Raw genomic sequence first — 15890 nt, 5'->3', positions numbered from 1 at the left:
TGACTTTATCTTTTATTAAGAGTATATTGTTCAATTTCTGATTCTATTTCACTTTCGTCCAAGCTATCCCATTCCATCGGTTTGAATTTCTCTTGCAACCATTGGAATACTACGAACAATATCGGAACAATGAAAATCTGGAAAATCATACCGATTAACATACCGCCGATAGCCGAAGCTCCCAATGTACGGTTACCGTGAGCGCCTACACCAAATGCAAACATCAACGGAAGCAAACCGATAATCATCGCCAAAGAAGTCATCAAAATCGGTCGCAAACGGGCAGAAGCTCCTAAGACAGCAGCCCAAGAGATACTCATACCTTGCTTACGACGGTCGAGCGCGAACTCTACAATCAAGATGGCATTCTTAGCCAACAGACCCATCAACATGATCAATGCAATCTGCATATAGATATCGTTTGACATCGTACCCAATATCATCTTCAATGCCGGAATGCTTCCTAAAGCAGAGAATCCGTTGACAAACAAGAAGCTACCCAACAATCCGCACGGGATAGAAAGCAATACCGCCAGCGGCAACAGGTAACTTTCGTACTGCGCACTTAACAGCAAGTAAACGAATACCAAACAGAGAACGAAAATAATTCCTGTGGTGTTAGTAGTCTGTGCCTCTTCACGTGCCATACCTCCCAACTCGTATCCGAAACCTGCCGGCAGATTCTGGCTGGCAACTTCAGAAATGGCCTGCAAAGCCTGACCGGATGAATAACCGGCAGCCGGAGAAACCATTACCTGAATAGAAGTATACAAGTTAAAACGGCTGATCACATCCGGACCGTAAATCTTCTTCATTGATACGAACTGCGAAATAGGAGCCATCTCACCATCACTTCCGCGTACCTTGATACGGTTCAATGATTCCATATTCTTCGTTGCATCGGGTTCTGCCTGAATCATTACACGATACATCTTACCGAAGCTGTTGAAGTTAGAAGCGTAAATACCTCCGAAATATCCCTGCATGGTTGTCAAGATATCGCTCGGACTGATACCTGCTTTCTTACAAGCTGCCGCATCAATATCCATCTGATATTGCGGGAAGCTCGGGTTGAAGTTCGTTGATGCAGAATTGATTTCTGGACGTTCCTGCAAAGCGGCAATGTAATCATTCACCACTTGGAAGAAGTGATCCAAGCTACCACCGGTTTTATCCTGCATATTCAACTCAATATCGGTTGAAATAGAATATCCCGGAATCATCGGAGGAGCGAAGAACAATACTTGCGCATCTTTAAACAACTTCTGAGAACGCATAAACAGCGATGCCACCACAATATCCGAACTTTGTTGGGTAGAACGTTCTTCCCAGTCTTTCAGTTTGATAATGATAGAGCCGTAAGAAGGTCCTTGTCCACTACCGATGAAGCTAAATCCGGAAATCACCGTACGCGACTGTACAGCCGGGTCAACAGCTATCAAGCTATCTACTTTTGCCAATACCTCACGGGCACGCTCTTGAGATGTACCGGGAGGCAATGTTACAGAGCCCATGATTGTTCCTGTATCTTCGTTCGGAACCATACCGGTCGGAGTAATGCTCATAAACACCACCAACAACGCAATGGCAGCACCAACCAGCCCCATAGACAACCATCTCTTATGGATAAAGAACACAACACGCTTCTTATATCCGCCCAAAAGATTTGTATATGACTTATTAAATGAAGCCTTGAATTTATCAGTAGTCATACCGGCAAAAGCCAAGATACTGATAATGATAAGCACAATACAAAGTACCGGATGTTCGCTAAAGCTAAAGAGTCCGAAAATCATACCCAAAATAGCAACAATCGTAAAGAGGATGACAATCTTCGGATTCATCCATTTACCAAGTGCATCCGTATAACGGGCTACCATTAATTTACGTGATTCCTTGTAAGCAGTTCCCATGCGCTCTTTCAGTGTAGCTTCCGAATTGTGAGGTTTCAAGAACAGGGCACACAATGCCGGAGAAAGCGTCAACGCATTCAAAGCAGAGAAACCGATGGCAATCGCCATAGTAAGACCAAACTGACGATAGAATGTACCGGCTGTACCGCTCATGAAACTTACCGGAATAAACACAGACATCATGACCAATGTAATAGAGACAATCGCTCCACCCAATTCGCTCATGGCATCAATAGAGGCCTCTTTCGTCGATTTATATCCCTGATCGAGTTTCGCATGGACACCCTCGACGACGACTATGGCATCGTCGACGACTATGGCAATCGCCAACACCATTGCAGACAAAGTCAACAAGTTGATACTAAATCCGATCAACTTCAGAGCAAAGAACGTAGCAATCAACGCAACCGGAATGGCAATAGCCGGAATCAATGTAGAACGCATATCCTGCAAGAAGATATACACCACAATAAACACCAAGATAAATGCTTCAATCAAAGTCTTTACTACCTCATGAATAGAAGCGAACAAGAAGTCGTTGGCGCTCTGAGCAATGTTTATACCCAATCCTTCAGGAAGATTCTTCTCATATTCGGCAAGCACCTTTTCCAAGTTTTGGATGGTTTCCGTCGCATTGGTTCCTGCCATCTGATAAATAATACAAGAAACCGCTTTATGTCCGTTTACCGTATTATTAAAGTTATAAGTCAAACGACCCAACTCCATTTCAGCAACATCCTTCAAGCGAAGAACTTCACCATCTGGCAATGATTTAATGACAATATCGCCAAACTCAACGGTACTTGACAAACGTCCTTTGTATCGGATGGTATACTGGAATGACTGATTACCACGTTCACCGAATTGTCCCGGAGCTGCTTCCACGTTCTGTTCAGCCAACACTCCCGTGATGTCGCTCGGTACCAACTTATATTGTGCCATCACATCCGGCTTCAACCAGATACGCATAGAGTAGTCCGTACCCATCACGTTTGCATCACCCACACCACTTACACGCTTGATTTCCGGAATCAAGTTAATACTTGCATAGTTTTCAAGGAACTCAATATTATACTTATCCTCTTTATCGTATACAGAGAATATCATCAACATAGAAGTCTGACGTTTCTGTGTGGTCACACCGACCTGAGTAACTTCGGCAGGCAACAAACCCTGCGCCTGAGTTACACGGTTCTGAACATTGACCTGAGCCATATCAGGGTCGGTTCCTTGATTAAAATATACTGTAATACGTGCCGAACCGTTATTGGTAGCGGTAGATTGCATGTACATCATGTTTTCCACACCGTTTATCTGGTCTTCCAACGGAGAGATTACAGAGTTCAATACAGCCTGCGCATTGGCACCTGTATAGGTCGCACTAACCGAAACGGTAGGCGGCGCAATGTCCGGATATTGAGTAATAGGCAGTGTGGCAAGACCTATTATACCCAAGATTACCAACAAAATAGAAATAACGGTTGATAATACCGGACGGTTAATAAATTTATCAAGTCTCATTCTATACTTTTATTATATAACGACATTACGTTTATCAATTAAAAGCCGTAGCCAAATTACCCTCTTTCTGGTCTTTCAAAGCCTGTTGATATTTGGCTTCCTTCTGCGCAGAGGTAATCGGAGTAATCTTCATACCGTCACTCAAACGTGTAACACCTTCGACGGCAATTTTATCGCCAGATTTCAATCCATCAAGAACAATGTAGTTTTTACCATCATTCAGGTTAGAAATACTGATTTCTGTATATTTAACAGTGCTATCCGGCTGTAAAACATAAACGAATTTCTTATCTTGGATATCAACAGTAGCCGACTGCGGAACCAGCAGAACATTTTCCATTGTATATGGGAACATCACGTTTGCTGTACCGCCGCTTCGCAATACATTTTGCTTATTCGGGAAAACAGCACGCATACTTACCGAACCGGTAGTCTGGTCGATAACTCCGCTCACTGCATCAATCCTTCCGCTTTCGTTATAAACACTTCCGTCTGACAACTCAAGCTGCACGGCGGGCATTTTCTCTAACTGTTCTTTCAATGTGCCTTCAGCTTTTGTCAACGCCAACAGTTCTTTCTCTGTCAATGAGAAATATACATACATGTCGCCAATCTGAGAAACTGTAGTCAGCGGTTCTGATACCGACGGGCTAACCAACGCACCGATACGGTAAGGGAATGTTCCGATTACACCGTCTGACGGGCTGGTAACCGTACAAAATCCCAAGTTTTGCTTAGCTGCCGTGTAAGAAGCCTCAGCCTGAGCCAAACTTGCCTTAGCGGTCAACAGGTTATTGACAGCCGTCTGATATTCGAAGTCACTGATAATTTTCTGTTCGTGCAACATTTTCTTATGCACTTCCGTCTCGCTTACAGTCTGCAAGTTAGCTTTTGCAGATTCTACACCCGCTGCGGCTTGGTCGTAAGCTGCCTGATACTGGGTGGGGTCGATTTGGAACAGAGCCTGTCCTTTGTGCACGGTAGCACCCTCATCTACACACAACTTTACGATAAAGCCTGATACTTGCGGACGAATTTCGATATCCTGTAACCCCTTGATGGTAGCTGGATACTTCGTTATCTGATTACTGGAAGTAGTTGTAACTTCCTGCACAGTAAACTCGTCATCACCCATTTTTCCGCTTTGTCCACTACAAGCAGTCAATGCCGATATGCCCAAAGCCATTAAAGCAATCCGACTTGAAGAAAAACTTCTGTTTCTTTTCACGTTCATATTCTTCTTATTTAATTAATTATAATGTTTCTACAATTCAATCTATGCCTAATTGTTACCTACCCAAACCGTCCGGTTCAAAGAGCATCAAACAAGTGAAAACTTTTTTGCTCCTTTCAGTTTTAGGTCGTGCAAATATAAGGAAAAATCATTCTCAAAACTATTTGATTTAACTAAGAATAACCATAAAATATACCAATTATTACATATAGTCCGATTAAACCGACCAATAGACAAATATTACCGACAAACTGCTTGTTTCTTTACTGTCCTTTTTCACCTTTATTAATAGAATCGTTAACGTTATCCTCCTAAAATTTAAATAGGCTCTTAAAAGGCGGTAATAAAAAAAATCTATGCTCGTACATTTGTGAACGTACGAGCATAGATTAAATAAAGAAGCTGTTGTTTTTTTAATGAAAAACTTTTGCTGTTATTTTTGCAAATCATCTTTCTTTTGTTCCTTCAGCAAATCCCGTATTTCTGTCAGCAACTGGATGTCTGCCGGAGGAGCAGGAGGAGTTTTTGCCGGAGCCTCTTTCTTCCGGTTCAATGAATTAATGCCTTTTACCAATAGGAACACTGCCACTGCAATAATAAGGAAATCAAAAGTTACTTGGATGAAATTACCATAATTAATGGCAACTTCCGGAGAAATCACGGTATCTCCTTCTACCACAGCTTGTTTTAAGACTAATTTCAAGTCAGTAAAACTAACGCCTCCTACCAATACGCCGACAGCAGGCATCACGATATCGCCCACGATGGACGACACGATTTTCCCGAAAGCCCCACCGATGATAACGCCGACTGCCATATCAACCACGTTACCACGCATGGCAAACTTTTTAAACTCTTCCAATGTTTTTTTCATCGCTTCTTTTTGTTTTATCCTTTAATAACGGTAATTAATTCAACAAGAGTAAGCAAGGATTGTTCACCGCTTTCCATATTTTTCAGCATAATCTTGCCTTCTTTCATCTCGTTTTCGCCCGCTATCGCCACAAACGGAACCGATTTAGCATTGGCATAGCTCATTTGTTTTTTCATCTTGGCTGAATCCGGATAAATTTCGGCACGTATGCCTGCCTCGCGTACTTTAAACAAGAACGGAAGTACATATTCGGCTTCCGCTTCGCCAAAGTTGACAAACAGCAGTTGGGTAGCATCGGCAGCTTCTTTGGGATATAAATCCAACTGGTTCAACACATCATAGATGCGGTCGGCACCAAACGAGATACCCACGCCCGACATGCCATCCATACCAAATACGCCTGTCAAATTGTCATACCGTCCGCCACCGCTGATACTTCCTATCTGCACATCAAGCGCTTTTACTTCGAAAATTGCACCCGTATAATAATTTAATCCGCGAGCCAAAGTCAAATCAAGTTCTACTTCAGCCTTCATTCCCAACTGAGCCACCCTGCTGAGAATAAATTCGCTTTCCTCAATTCCCTTCAGTCCGGTTTCACTGCCTGCCAATACAGTTTTCAGTGTTGCCAGCTTTTCTTCGTTCGAGCCACTCAATAATATAATAGGCTGCAACTTGTCGATGGCTTCTTGAGCAATACCTTTCGAAGCAAGTTCGGCATTCACATTATCAAGACCGATTTTATCTAATTTGTCGATGGCTACGGTTATATCCACTATCTTGTCTGCCTCACCGATAATTTCGGCTATTCCTGTCAGAATCTTGCGGTTGTTTATCTTCACACACACACGGATACCGAACTTAGCGAACACAGCATCAATCATTTGAACCAATTCGACTTCGTTCAACAAAGAGTTGCTTCCTACCACATCGGCATCACACTGGTAAAATTCACGGTAACGCCCTTTCTGCGGACGGTCGGCACGCCATACAGGCTGAATCTGGAATCGTTTGAAAGGAAAAGTAATTTCATCGCGGTGCATCACCACATAGCGGGCAAAAGGCACGGTAAGGTCGTAACGCAAACCTTTTTCGCAGAACTTGCTTGCCAGTTTCGCAGCATTACGGCTCAATAACTCTTCGTCGGTCAATCCCGAAAAATAATCGCCTGAATTTTGAATCTTAAATAATAATTTGTCACCTTCCTCCCCGTATTTTCCCATCAGTGTCGACAGGTTTTCCATCGCAGGAGTCTCTATCTGCTGAAAGCCATACAGATAGAACACGTCACGAATCGTATTAAATATATAGTTACGTTTCGCCATTTCGGCGGGAGAAAAGTCTCTTGTTCCTTTAGGTATGCTTGGTTTTGTTGCCATAATTGATTTTAACTTTTTGATTTTCCGCACAAAAGTACGCAGAAAAACGCGGATTCCGCAGATTCATGCCGATTTTTATTTATATTTATCGGTATAAATCTGCGGAATCCTGACACCCCTGAAAATCTTTCCGGTATTACTCGCGTCGGTTCATATAAATCATCACGTAATAAATCAGTGTTGCCAACGAGCCCAATGCAGCTACCACATACGTGTATGCAGCCGACTTCAAAGCATCCGCCGCCTGCTTGTGGCTGGCAGAATTTGTTATTCCGGCTGTGTTCAACCACACCAGCGCCCTACGGCTTGCGTCTATTTCGACCGGCAGTGTGATAAAGCTGAACAGCGTAGTCATGGCGAACAGACAAATACCTATCAGCAAAAGCTGAGGGAAAACATTCACCAAAACAATGCCTGCCAGCAGTACCCACGACACGATAGACGAAGAAAACTGAACCACAGGAACCAGTGCCGAACGCATCTGCAACGGAGCGTAGGCACGGGCGTGCTGAACGGCATGTCCGCACTCATGGGCGGCAACCGCAGCTGCTGCCACGCTGCAAGTGTTATATACATCGTCGCTCAGGTTCACCGTCTTGTTGGTCGGGTTGTAATGGTCGGTCAACATGCCCGGCGTACTAATCACCCTTACATCATAGATGCCATTGTCGCGCAGCATTTTTTCTGCCACCTCGCGTCCGGTCATTCCTGCCGCAACAGGTATTTTAGAATATCTTTCAAACTTGCTTTTCAAACTGGCTTGCACCAGATAACTAATCACGGCTATGCCGATAAATACAATCCAAATAAACATAATTTCTATCTTTTTACTATGACATTTTACTATGTGCCTGCTCCCGTTCTGAGAGGCTGTTCTGATGCCCGAAAACACTACCCATAGGACTGACCAATTCTATGGGTAGAACTGTGTAACACTACCGCATGAAACAGGCAACACTAACGGTAGCGTTTTTACATGATAAATCCAACAAATATTTTGCCAAATATATCGGATTTCACAGCCAAAGGCATAGAATAGCCGCATTTTTTATTTATTTTTGGGAATTGTATGCTGCAATGTGTCATAATAACTGCTTTTTCTCGCCGGCTTTAAGAGATATTGAATTTCTTTTTCCATTGAAGCTGATGCGCGTTTTTCCACCTTTCCGAGAGAAAACAGCCAATGAAACGACCTTCCCGTCTTTCCACGCCATGTCGACCACAAAGCCTCCCCGTGCACAGATTCCTTTTACGCTACCGTCTTTCCACTGCGCCGGCAAAGCCGGAAGCAGGATGATTTCATCGGCTGTCGACTGCATCAACATTTCGACCACTCCGGCACAACCTCCGAAATTACCATCAATCTGAAAAGGAGAATGGGCATCCAGCAGATTAGGATACGTGCCTCCGCCCCGGCGTGCGTCTTTCCCCTGATAACCGTCGGGGCTGACGTAGCGCAGCAGTTTGCGGTAGATGTGGTAGGCATTCTTGCTGTCGTGCAGGCGTGCATACAGATTTACACGCCATCCGGTGCTCCACCCTGTCGTTTCGTCTCCTTTTATTTCGAGCGTGCGGGCACAAGCGCGGGCAAGTTCGGGCGTATCGGCAATGGAAAGGTGATGTCCCGGATAAAGTCCGACAAGGTGGGACTGGTGACGGTGTTTCGGGTCTTCGTCTTTCCAGTCATGGAACCACTCCTGCAAGTTTCCGTTTTTCCCTACGCGGTAAGGCAAGAGTTTGCTGAGCGTTTGTTTTGCATGTTTTCTGAAATCCTTATCCACACCTAAGGCTTCTGCCGCATGAATCGCATCAATCAGGCATTCGCGCGTCAAAGCAAGGTCGGACGCACTGCCGTACAAAGTGGCTCCTACATACCCATCGGGGGTTACGAATTTATTTTCAGGAGATGTTCCGGGCGAAGTCATCAGGTAGCCGTCTTTTTCAACCAGCCACCCCATGCAGAACTCGGCGGCTCCTTTCAGCATCGGATAGGCATCTTTCAGAAAATCTTTATCCTGCGTAAATGAATAATGTTCCCAAATATGCGTAGAAAGCCATGCGCCTCCCATTGTCCAACAAGCCCAAGAGGGGTCTCCGTCGCGCAAACCTACGGGACATGTCATCGCCCATATATCCGTATTATGCGCCAGACACCATCCTTTATCTACACCATAATAAGCTTTAGCCGTTTCTTTTCCCGTCCGGCTCAGGTTGCCGATGAAATCCATCAGCGGACGGTGCATTTCGCTAAGGTTGGTAGTTTCGGCAGCCCAATAGTTTTCTTCCAGATTGATATTGGTAGTATAGTTGCAACTCCACGGCGGCAGTATTTTTTCATTCCACAGACCTTGCAGGTTAGCAGGAACGCCCGGCGTACGCGAAGACGATATCAGCAAGTAACGTCCGTACTGGAAATAAAGTGCCTCCAGCTCCGGATTATGTTGCAAGCTATCGGTATACAGGCGCAACTGCTCATCGGTAGTCAGGGTAGCTATGTCGGGAGCAGTCTCTCCCAAGTCCAGCGAAACACGGTCGAAAAACTGTTTATAATCTGCCACGTGCGAGCGGCGGAGCTCATCGTAAGTCTTTGCCATCGCCTGCTTCATCCGCCTTGCCACGATATGCTGATAATCACGCCCTTCTTTCACCGGGTCTTTATCAAAGCCATTAAAACTGGTGGCATTGGCTATCAATATCAAGGCTTCACTGCAATCTTTAATTTTCAGTTCACCGGAAGGATGGCTTTCAACACACGCCGGCGGAGCAATTACTTTTATAATGGTCTTAAAGTGTATCCCTCTGTCGGGGTCGTACAGATGTTTTTCTTTTACACCGTCATAATACACAGGATAAGAGTGATAAGCCGCATAGCCTTCTGCCGAAATCGCATGATCGCCCGACACTGCGGAGTGAGGCAACGGCGAATCAAACGAAAGTACGGCGTTAATGCCTTTATCAGATTCAGACTTGAGGCGAATAACAATCACCGAATCGGGAGCAGATGCAAAATAATCGGTAGTAAACAGTTTGCCACCACGCCGGTAAGCAGTTTGCGAAGTAGCATTACCGATATCCAACAGCCGTTGATACGAAGTAACGTCTGCCTCACGGTCAAGATAATTAATGGTTAATGTTCCAAGCGGTTGGTAATTTTCGCTGTAATGTCCCTGTACCCTGCGATATTCGCTATCGGCAGCCCGGTAATCTTCTTTATCCAGCAAAGCCCGGATATCTGGAATGGCTTTGTAGGCATCGGGCGTAGTAACGGATTTGTCAGGTTCACCCGTCCACAACGTTAGGTCGTTCAGTGAAATCCGGTCTTTATCTGTTCCGCCATACACCACGGCTCCCAACGTTCCATTACCTATCACCAACGCCTCTTCAAAATATTCCGCCGGACGGTTATAACGCAAAGTCAAATTGTCTTGTCCTTCATCTGCTGTTACCGGAAGCACTCTTCCCAAACACACAAGTGCCCCCATCATTCCCCACCGGCATATTTTTGCCAACAAATATTGTCCGTTTTTCATATCGCTTCTTATGTCTTTTAAATAAATTATAAGGTTATAAGAAACTGTTTTGAATTTCTCCAAAAAGTTTTCTTGGCTTGATGTATTCATTTTTCGTGTGTGCTTTAGGCGATTTTTTGGTTCTTTCCGCTTCTGTCCTTCGCCAGATAGCCCGCTATCTTCCTCTTCACACAAGTGAAAATGACTCAAAAACTCATTCCAAATCATCGCACGACAAATTCAATACAGTTTCTAAATCGTCCGCAAGATAGAAAAATATATCGGATTACGACGAAAGAATATGCGGCAACATTCAGATTTTATCCGCATGTTAGCGGTTTTTTGCTAACTTTGTCGCCGTTAAAGACAGCTTGCTTATGATAGTTTGTATAGCCGAAAAGCCCAGCGTGGCACGCGACATAGCCGAAGTACTCGGCGCAAGAAACCGAAAAGACGGTTACATAGAAGGAAACGGATACCAAGTAACTTGGACATTCGGACATCTTTGCACTCTGAAAGAACCGCATGAATATACGCCGGCTTGGAAGGCATGGTCATTGGGAAGCCTGCCTATGATACCGCCCCGCTTCGGCATCAAACTCATTAATGATACGGGTATCGAAAAACAGTTTCACATCATCGAAGGACTGATGCAGCAGGCTGACCTGATTATAAACTGCGGCGATGCCGGACAAGAAGGTGAACTTATCCAGCGATGGGTTATGCAGAAAGCGGGAGCCAAATGTCCGGTAAAACGGTTGTGGATTTCCTCGCTCACGGAAGAAGCCATCCGGGAGGGATTTGCAAACCTGAAAGACCAGTCGGACTTCCAACCGCTATACGAGGCGGGGTTGAGCCGTGCCATCGGCGACTGGACGCTGGGAATGAATGCCACCCGGCTTTATACTTTAAAATACGGACAGAACAAGCAGATTCTTTCCATAGGGCGCGTACAGACACCTACGCTGGCTCTGATTGTAAAACGTCAGCAGGAAATAGAACACTTTGTCCCGAAACAATATTGGGAACTAAAGACCATTTACCGCGACACACTGTTTGCTGCCATCGTCCGGAAGAGCGATGAAGAATTAGCGGAAGAGGCTGAAAAGGAGAAAGAAAATCCGAACGCGAAAAAGAAAACCGCGGCAAAAGAAGATACCAACCGGGGGATTCCGCCCATTACAGACGAACAGACGGGACGCGCCCTGCTGGAACGCATCAAAGACAAACCGTTTACGATTACCGACATTACATCGAAAAAAGGTTCGGAAGCCCCTCCCCGATTATTCGACCTGACGTCATTGCAGGTAGAATGTAACAAGAAGTTCAGCTACTCGGCGGACATGACGCTGCAACTCATCCAGTCGCTATACGAAAAGAAAGTGGCAACTTATCCGCGCGTCGACACGACATTCCTGAGCGATGACATTTACCCCAAATGTCCGAAAATATTAGAGGGCATCAGAGATTATGCTGTCTACACTGCGCCTATCCTCGGAAAACCGCTGCTGAAATCGAAAAAAGTGTTCGACAACTCCAAAGTAACCGACCACCATGCCATTATTCCTACGGGAGTAAATCCGCAAGGACTGACCGACATGGAACGGCGCGTATTCGACCTGATAGCCCGCCGTTTCATCGCTGTATTCTATCCTGACTGCAAATTTTCGACAACCACCGTTACGGGAGTGGCAGAAGAAATAGAATTCAAAGCAACCGGCAAACAAATCCTTGATGCGGGATGGCGTGTTATTTTCGCCAAAGAGCCTCAGTCCGACGAGAATAAAGAAAACGAAGAAGAAAGCGTTTTGCCTGCTTTTACAAAAGGAGAAAGCGGACCTCACCAACCGCAACTTAACGAGAAATGGACACAACCGCCACGCCCATACACTGAAGCCACGCTGCTGCGCGCCATGGAAACGGCCGGAAAACTGGTAGACAACGATGAGCTGCGCGACGCACTGAAAGAAAACGGGATAGGACGACCCTCTACACGTGCCGCCATCATCGAAACGCTTTTCAAACGTCACTACATACGTAAGGAACGGAAAAACCTGATTGCTACTCCCACAGGAGTAGAACTGATACAACTCATCCATGAAGAGCTGTTGAAATCGGCAGAACTGACGGGCATCTGGGAAAAGAAATTGCGAGAAATAGAACGCCGGAGTTATGATGCCGGCACATTCCTCGCCGAACTGAAACAAATGGTTACGGACATCGTTTACAGTGTGCTGCGCGACAATACCAACCGCCGTGTAACCGTTGCACCCGAAGATGCTGCCGCCCCGGTAAAGAAAGCGGCTCGCAGGAAAGATGCTTCCGCCGACAAACCTGCCCCGACAAAACCGAGAGCTCCGCGCAAACGCAAAGTAGCAGATACGCCTCCGCCGCCACTGCCCGAAGGAGACGCCATGTTAGGCCGTGCCTGCCCCGTTTGCGGCAAAGGAATCATCATAAAAGGAAAAACGGCTTACGGCTGCTCGGAATGGAAAAACGGCTGTACATTCCGTAAGCCTTTTTAAAGGTTTCCATCTGCCTCATTATCAGCGCCAAAATTCTACCCATAGAAAGAGGGAACACATGCGGATAGACTTATGAGTTTATGGGCTTGTTTTAACCAACACATGCGGATAAACTCATAAGCCCTCCCAAAAGGCCGAAATCCGGTTATCTACGGAACGATTTGGGCGAACTGTTCCAGATGTTCGTCAACGTAACGAGCCACCTGTTCCGTCACCTCCTCTTCCATATCCATAAACGATTCTTCCAAATCATCGAAAGCCTCATACTGCTCATACATCGCCATAAACTCCTCATCGGTACGCTCACGCTCCAAATCCTCTTTGTTAGCCTCGTATATCTTCTGCGCCTCGTAAACCAATTTCGAAAAATTCTTGGCTCCGAAAATACGCATCGCTTTAGCAAAAGGATTACCGAAAATATAAGGCGCATAACCGTTTTGGATAAGCTGGACAAATCCTCCCTCAAGCACCTCTTCACGGAAAAAGTGGTATCCCAGCAAGGTATGCTGATAACCGTTAAGCAGCGGCATGGTCTCGGCATCCGGCACGCCGCCCGTCACTTCAAGATACTTGTCGATAAATACTTGTAAAAAACCATCCATGCCTTCCGCCGCTCCCTTGCGCAAAGCCTCATCTGTTACTTCAATTTTAGTCACATCCATTATACCTAATTATTATTACCTACATATAGGTAGTCGTTTTAAAAATTCTTACAGGCAAAGGTAAAGCAAAAATATTATAAAAAGAAAAGAAAAAGTTTGCTATCACCCGTTGTAGAACAAAATAAAACGACTAACTTTGCGTGCGGATTAAGGAAGAATTTCTTTAATCGAGTGGTTTACGAATACCTATTTTTTATTACCAACTAATAAAAACGTAAAGAATATGATTTATTCACACGAAGTTGAACACATGTGTTGTGTCGCAAAAGGACCTAATCACGGTCCGGCTCCAATTCCTGAAGAAGGAAAATGGATTCAAGCAAAAGAAATCAAAGACATCTCAGGTTTAACACACGGTGTGGGATGGTGCGCACCCCAACAAGGCGCATGTAAACTGACACTGAACGTTAAAGAAGGTGTTATTGAAGAATGCTTGGTAGAAACAATCGGATGCTCAGGTATGACTCACTCAGCAGCAATGGCTTCTGAAATCCTGCCGGGCAAAACGATCTTGGAAGCAATGAATACCGACTTGGTTTGCGACGCTATCAATACTGCTATGCGTGAACTGTTCCTGCAAATCGTTTACGGCCGTACGCAGTCAGCTTTCTCAGAAGGCGGATTGATGATCGGTGCCGGACTGGAAGACTTGGGTAAAGGTCTCCGCAGCCAGACAGGTACACTGTACGGAACAAAAGCTAAAGGAACTCGTTACCTCGAACTGACCGAAGGTTACATCACTCGCATGGCTTTGGATAAAGATAACCAAGTAATCGGTTATGAATATGTTCACATGGGCAAATTCATGGAACAAATCAAGAAGGGTGTAGATGCTAACGAAGCACTGAAAGCTGTAACCGGTACATACGGACGCTTCAAACCCGAACAAGGAGCAGTTAAATATATTGACCCACGTAAAGAATAATAGGAGGACACAGATTATGATTAGACCAGTACAATTTGAGAGTCAAGACCGCCGTATGAAGCAAATTCTTGCTGCATTGAACGAAAACGGCATCAAAGACATTGAAGAAGCTAATGCAATCTGTGACGCAGCAGGTCTCGACCCGTATCTGACTTGTCAGGAAACTCAGGGTATCTGCTTCGAAAACGCAAAATGGGCTTACGTAGTAGGTTGCGCCATCGCACTGAAAAAAGGTTGCAAAAACGCTGCTGACGCTGCCGAAGCTATCGGTATCGGTTTGCAGGCATTCTGTATTCCAGGTTCAGTAGCCGATGACCGTAAAGTAGGTTTGGGTCACGGAAACTTGGCTGCACGTTTGCTGCGCGAAGAAACTCAATGTTTCGCATTCTTGGCAGGTCACGAATCATTCGCTGCTGCTGAAGGTGCCATCAAAATTGCTGAAATGGCAAACAAAGTACGTAAAAACCCGTTGCGCTGCATCCTGAACGGTTTGGGAAAAGACGCTGCGATGATTATCTCTCGTATCAACGGCTTTACTTACGTTCAGACTAAGTTCGATTACTTCACCGGTAACCTGAACATCGTAAAAGAAACTCCGTACTCAGACGGTCCGCGTGCAAAAGTAAAATGCTACGGTGCTGACGACGTTCGTGAAGGTGTAGCCATCATGTGGCACGAAAATGTAGACGTATCCATCACTGGTAACTCTACTAACCCGACTCGCTTCCAGCATCCGGTAGCCGGAACATACAAGAAAGAACGTGTTCTTGCCGGTAAACCTTACTTCTCAGTAGCATCAGGTGGTGGTACAGGCCGTACACTTCACCCGGACAACATGGCAGCCGGTCCTGCTTCTTACGGTATGACCGACACTATGGGTCGTATGCACTCAGACGCTCAGTTCGCAGGTTCTTCATCAGTTCCCGCACACGTAGAAATGATGGGATTCCTCGGTATCGGTAACAACCCGATGGTAGGATGTACTGTAGCTTGCGCTGTAAATGTGGCTTTGGCTCTGAATAAGTAATATATACTTAAAACAGCATAATAAATCCCTGTAACTCTTTGAGTTATGGGGATTTTTGTTTTTTTACCTATCCCCTATTCTGATAGGGACATTATTCGGATGTATCCGAGACCTAGTAAATTCTATCCGTAGAACTGATAAATCCTACGGATAGAACAGAAGCATTCATCCGCATGAATATAGAGATACTAACAATAGCATTTTTAGTGTATCACCAAAACTTCCCCTCTAAGAAATCTCCAATTCAATTAAAACACGTATAATCAAACCTCCTTATTATTATTCCATCGTCTTCCAAATCTTCTTATACACTGCATAGTA

10 protein-coding genes are annotated in these 15890 nt (G+C 45.1%); 3 read left to right on the top strand and 7 right to left on the bottom strand.

Translation table 11 applies throughout. The features are described 5' to 3' along the window. Window positions 1–5 precede the first annotated feature (5 nt). From H9626_RS00115 to H9626_RS00090, 6 genes are all read right to left on the bottom strand, one after another. The gene (locus H9626_RS00115; RefSeq protein WP_178255546.1) at window positions 6–3434 is read right to left on the bottom strand and encodes an efflux RND transporter permease subunit; all 3429 of its coding nucleotides are present in this window, start codon (window positions 3432–3434) and stop codon (window positions 6–8) included. Window positions 3435–3468: 34 nt separating this feature from the next. After that, complete coding sequence (locus H9626_RS00110) at window positions 3469–4668, bottom strand: efflux RND transporter periplasmic adaptor subunit (RefSeq protein WP_191709176.1); 1200 nt, start codon at window positions 4666–4668, stop codon at window positions 3469–3471. A gap of 433 nt (window positions 4669–5101) precedes the next feature. Further along, complete coding sequence (gene mscL, locus H9626_RS00105; protein WP_178255544.1) at window positions 5102–5542, bottom strand: large-conductance mechanosensitive channel protein MscL; 441 nt, start codon at window positions 5540–5542, stop codon at window positions 5102–5104. A gap of 14 nt (window positions 5543–5556) precedes the next feature. Then, window positions 5557–6921 carry a histidine--tRNA ligase gene (gene hisS, locus H9626_RS00100; RefSeq protein ID WP_191709174.1) on the bottom strand — a complete coding sequence of 455 codons (1365 nt, stop codon included), beginning with the start codon at window positions 6919–6921 and terminating at the stop codon, window positions 5557–5559. A gap of 136 nt (window positions 6922–7057) precedes the next feature. After that, entirely contained in the window at window positions 7058–7735 is a 678-nt protein-coding gene (locus tag H9626_RS00095; RefSeq protein WP_225230824.1) for a zinc metallopeptidase, read from the bottom strand. A 268-nt stretch (window positions 7736–8003) separates the two neighbouring features. Then, window positions 8004–10451 carry a glycoside hydrolase family 95 protein gene (locus tag H9626_RS00090; protein WP_225230823.1) on the bottom strand — a complete coding sequence of 816 codons (2448 nt, stop codon included), beginning with the start codon at window positions 10449–10451 and terminating at the stop codon, window positions 8004–8006. 356 nt (window positions 10452–10807) lie between these two features. On the opposite strand from H9626_RS00090, the gene H9626_RS00085 reads away from it, so the two are divergent. Continuing rightward, the gene (locus H9626_RS00085; protein WP_191709173.1) at window positions 10808–12955 is read left to right on the top strand and encodes a DNA topoisomerase 3; all 2148 of its coding nucleotides are present in this window, start codon (window positions 10808–10810) and stop codon (window positions 12953–12955) included. A gap of 149 nt (window positions 12956–13104) precedes the next feature. On the opposite strand, the gene H9626_RS00080 is transcribed toward H9626_RS00085, so the two are convergent. Further along, window positions 13105–13617 (bottom strand): DMP19 family protein, encoded by a 513-nt coding sequence (locus H9626_RS00080; protein WP_178255541.1) that lies wholly within the window; start codon window positions 13615–13617, stop codon window positions 13105–13107. Between the two features lie 223 nt (window positions 13618–13840). Here H9626_RS00080 and H9626_RS00075 point away from each other — a divergent pair, with 223 nt between their 5' ends. Together H9626_RS00075 and H9626_RS00070 are read left to right on the top strand one after the other, a co-directional pair. Further along, entirely contained in the window at window positions 13841–14542 is a 702-nt protein-coding gene (locus H9626_RS00075; RefSeq protein ID WP_178255540.1) for an iron-sulfur cluster assembly scaffold protein, read from the top strand. Window positions 14543–14558: 16 nt separating this feature from the next. Continuing rightward, window positions 14559–15569 (top strand): GGGtGRT protein, encoded by a 1011-nt coding sequence (locus H9626_RS00070; RefSeq protein WP_178255539.1) that lies wholly within the window; start codon window positions 14559–14561, stop codon window positions 15567–15569. Window positions 15570–15890: the final 321 nt, after the last annotated feature.

It is taken from the genome of Phocaeicola faecium, assembly GCF_014837055.1.
Lineage (GTDB): Bacteria > Bacteroidota > Bacteroidia > Bacteroidales > Bacteroidaceae > Phocaeicola > Phocaeicola gallinarum.
The sequence above is the reverse complement of the archived record's forward strand: the minus strand, read 5'-3'. Positions and strand labels throughout refer to the sequence as shown.

Bases quoted from the DNA above. Each gene is read 5' to 3' on its own strand.
- H9626_RS00115 (WP_178255546.1), bottom strand. From the start codon at position 3,434: ATGAGACTTGATAAATTTATTAACCGTCCGGTATTATCAACCGTTATT.
- H9626_RS00110 (WP_191709176.1), bottom strand. From the start codon at position 4,668: ATGAACGTGAAAAGAAACAGAAGTTTTTCTTCAAGTCGGATTGCTTTA.
- mscL (WP_178255544.1), bottom strand. From the start codon at position 5,542: ATGAAAAAAACATTGGAAGAGTTTAAAAAGTTTGCCATGCGTGGTAAC.
- hisS (WP_191709174.1), bottom strand. From the start codon at position 6,921: ATGGCAACAAAACCAAGCATACCTAAAGGAACAAGAGACTTTTCTCCC.
- H9626_RS00095 (WP_225230824.1), bottom strand. From the start codon at position 7,735: ATGTTTATTTGGATTGTATTTATCGGCATAGCCGTGATTAGTTATCTG.
- H9626_RS00090 (WP_225230823.1), bottom strand. From the start codon at position 10,451: ATGAAAAACGGACAATATTTGTTGGCAAAAATATGCCGGTGGGGAATG.
- H9626_RS00085 (WP_191709173.1), top strand. From the start codon at position 10,808: ATGATAGTTTGTATAGCCGAAAAGCCCAGCGTGGCACGCGACATAGCC.
- H9626_RS00080 (WP_178255541.1), bottom strand. From the start codon at position 13,617: ATGGATGTGACTAAAATTGAAGTAACAGATGAGGCTTTGCGCAAGGGA.
- H9626_RS00075 (WP_178255540.1), top strand. From the start codon at position 13,841: ATGATTTATTCACACGAAGTTGAACACATGTGTTGTGTCGCAAAAGGA.
- H9626_RS00070 (WP_178255539.1), top strand. From the start codon at position 14,559: ATGATTAGACCAGTACAATTTGAGAGTCAAGACCGCCGTATGAAGCAA.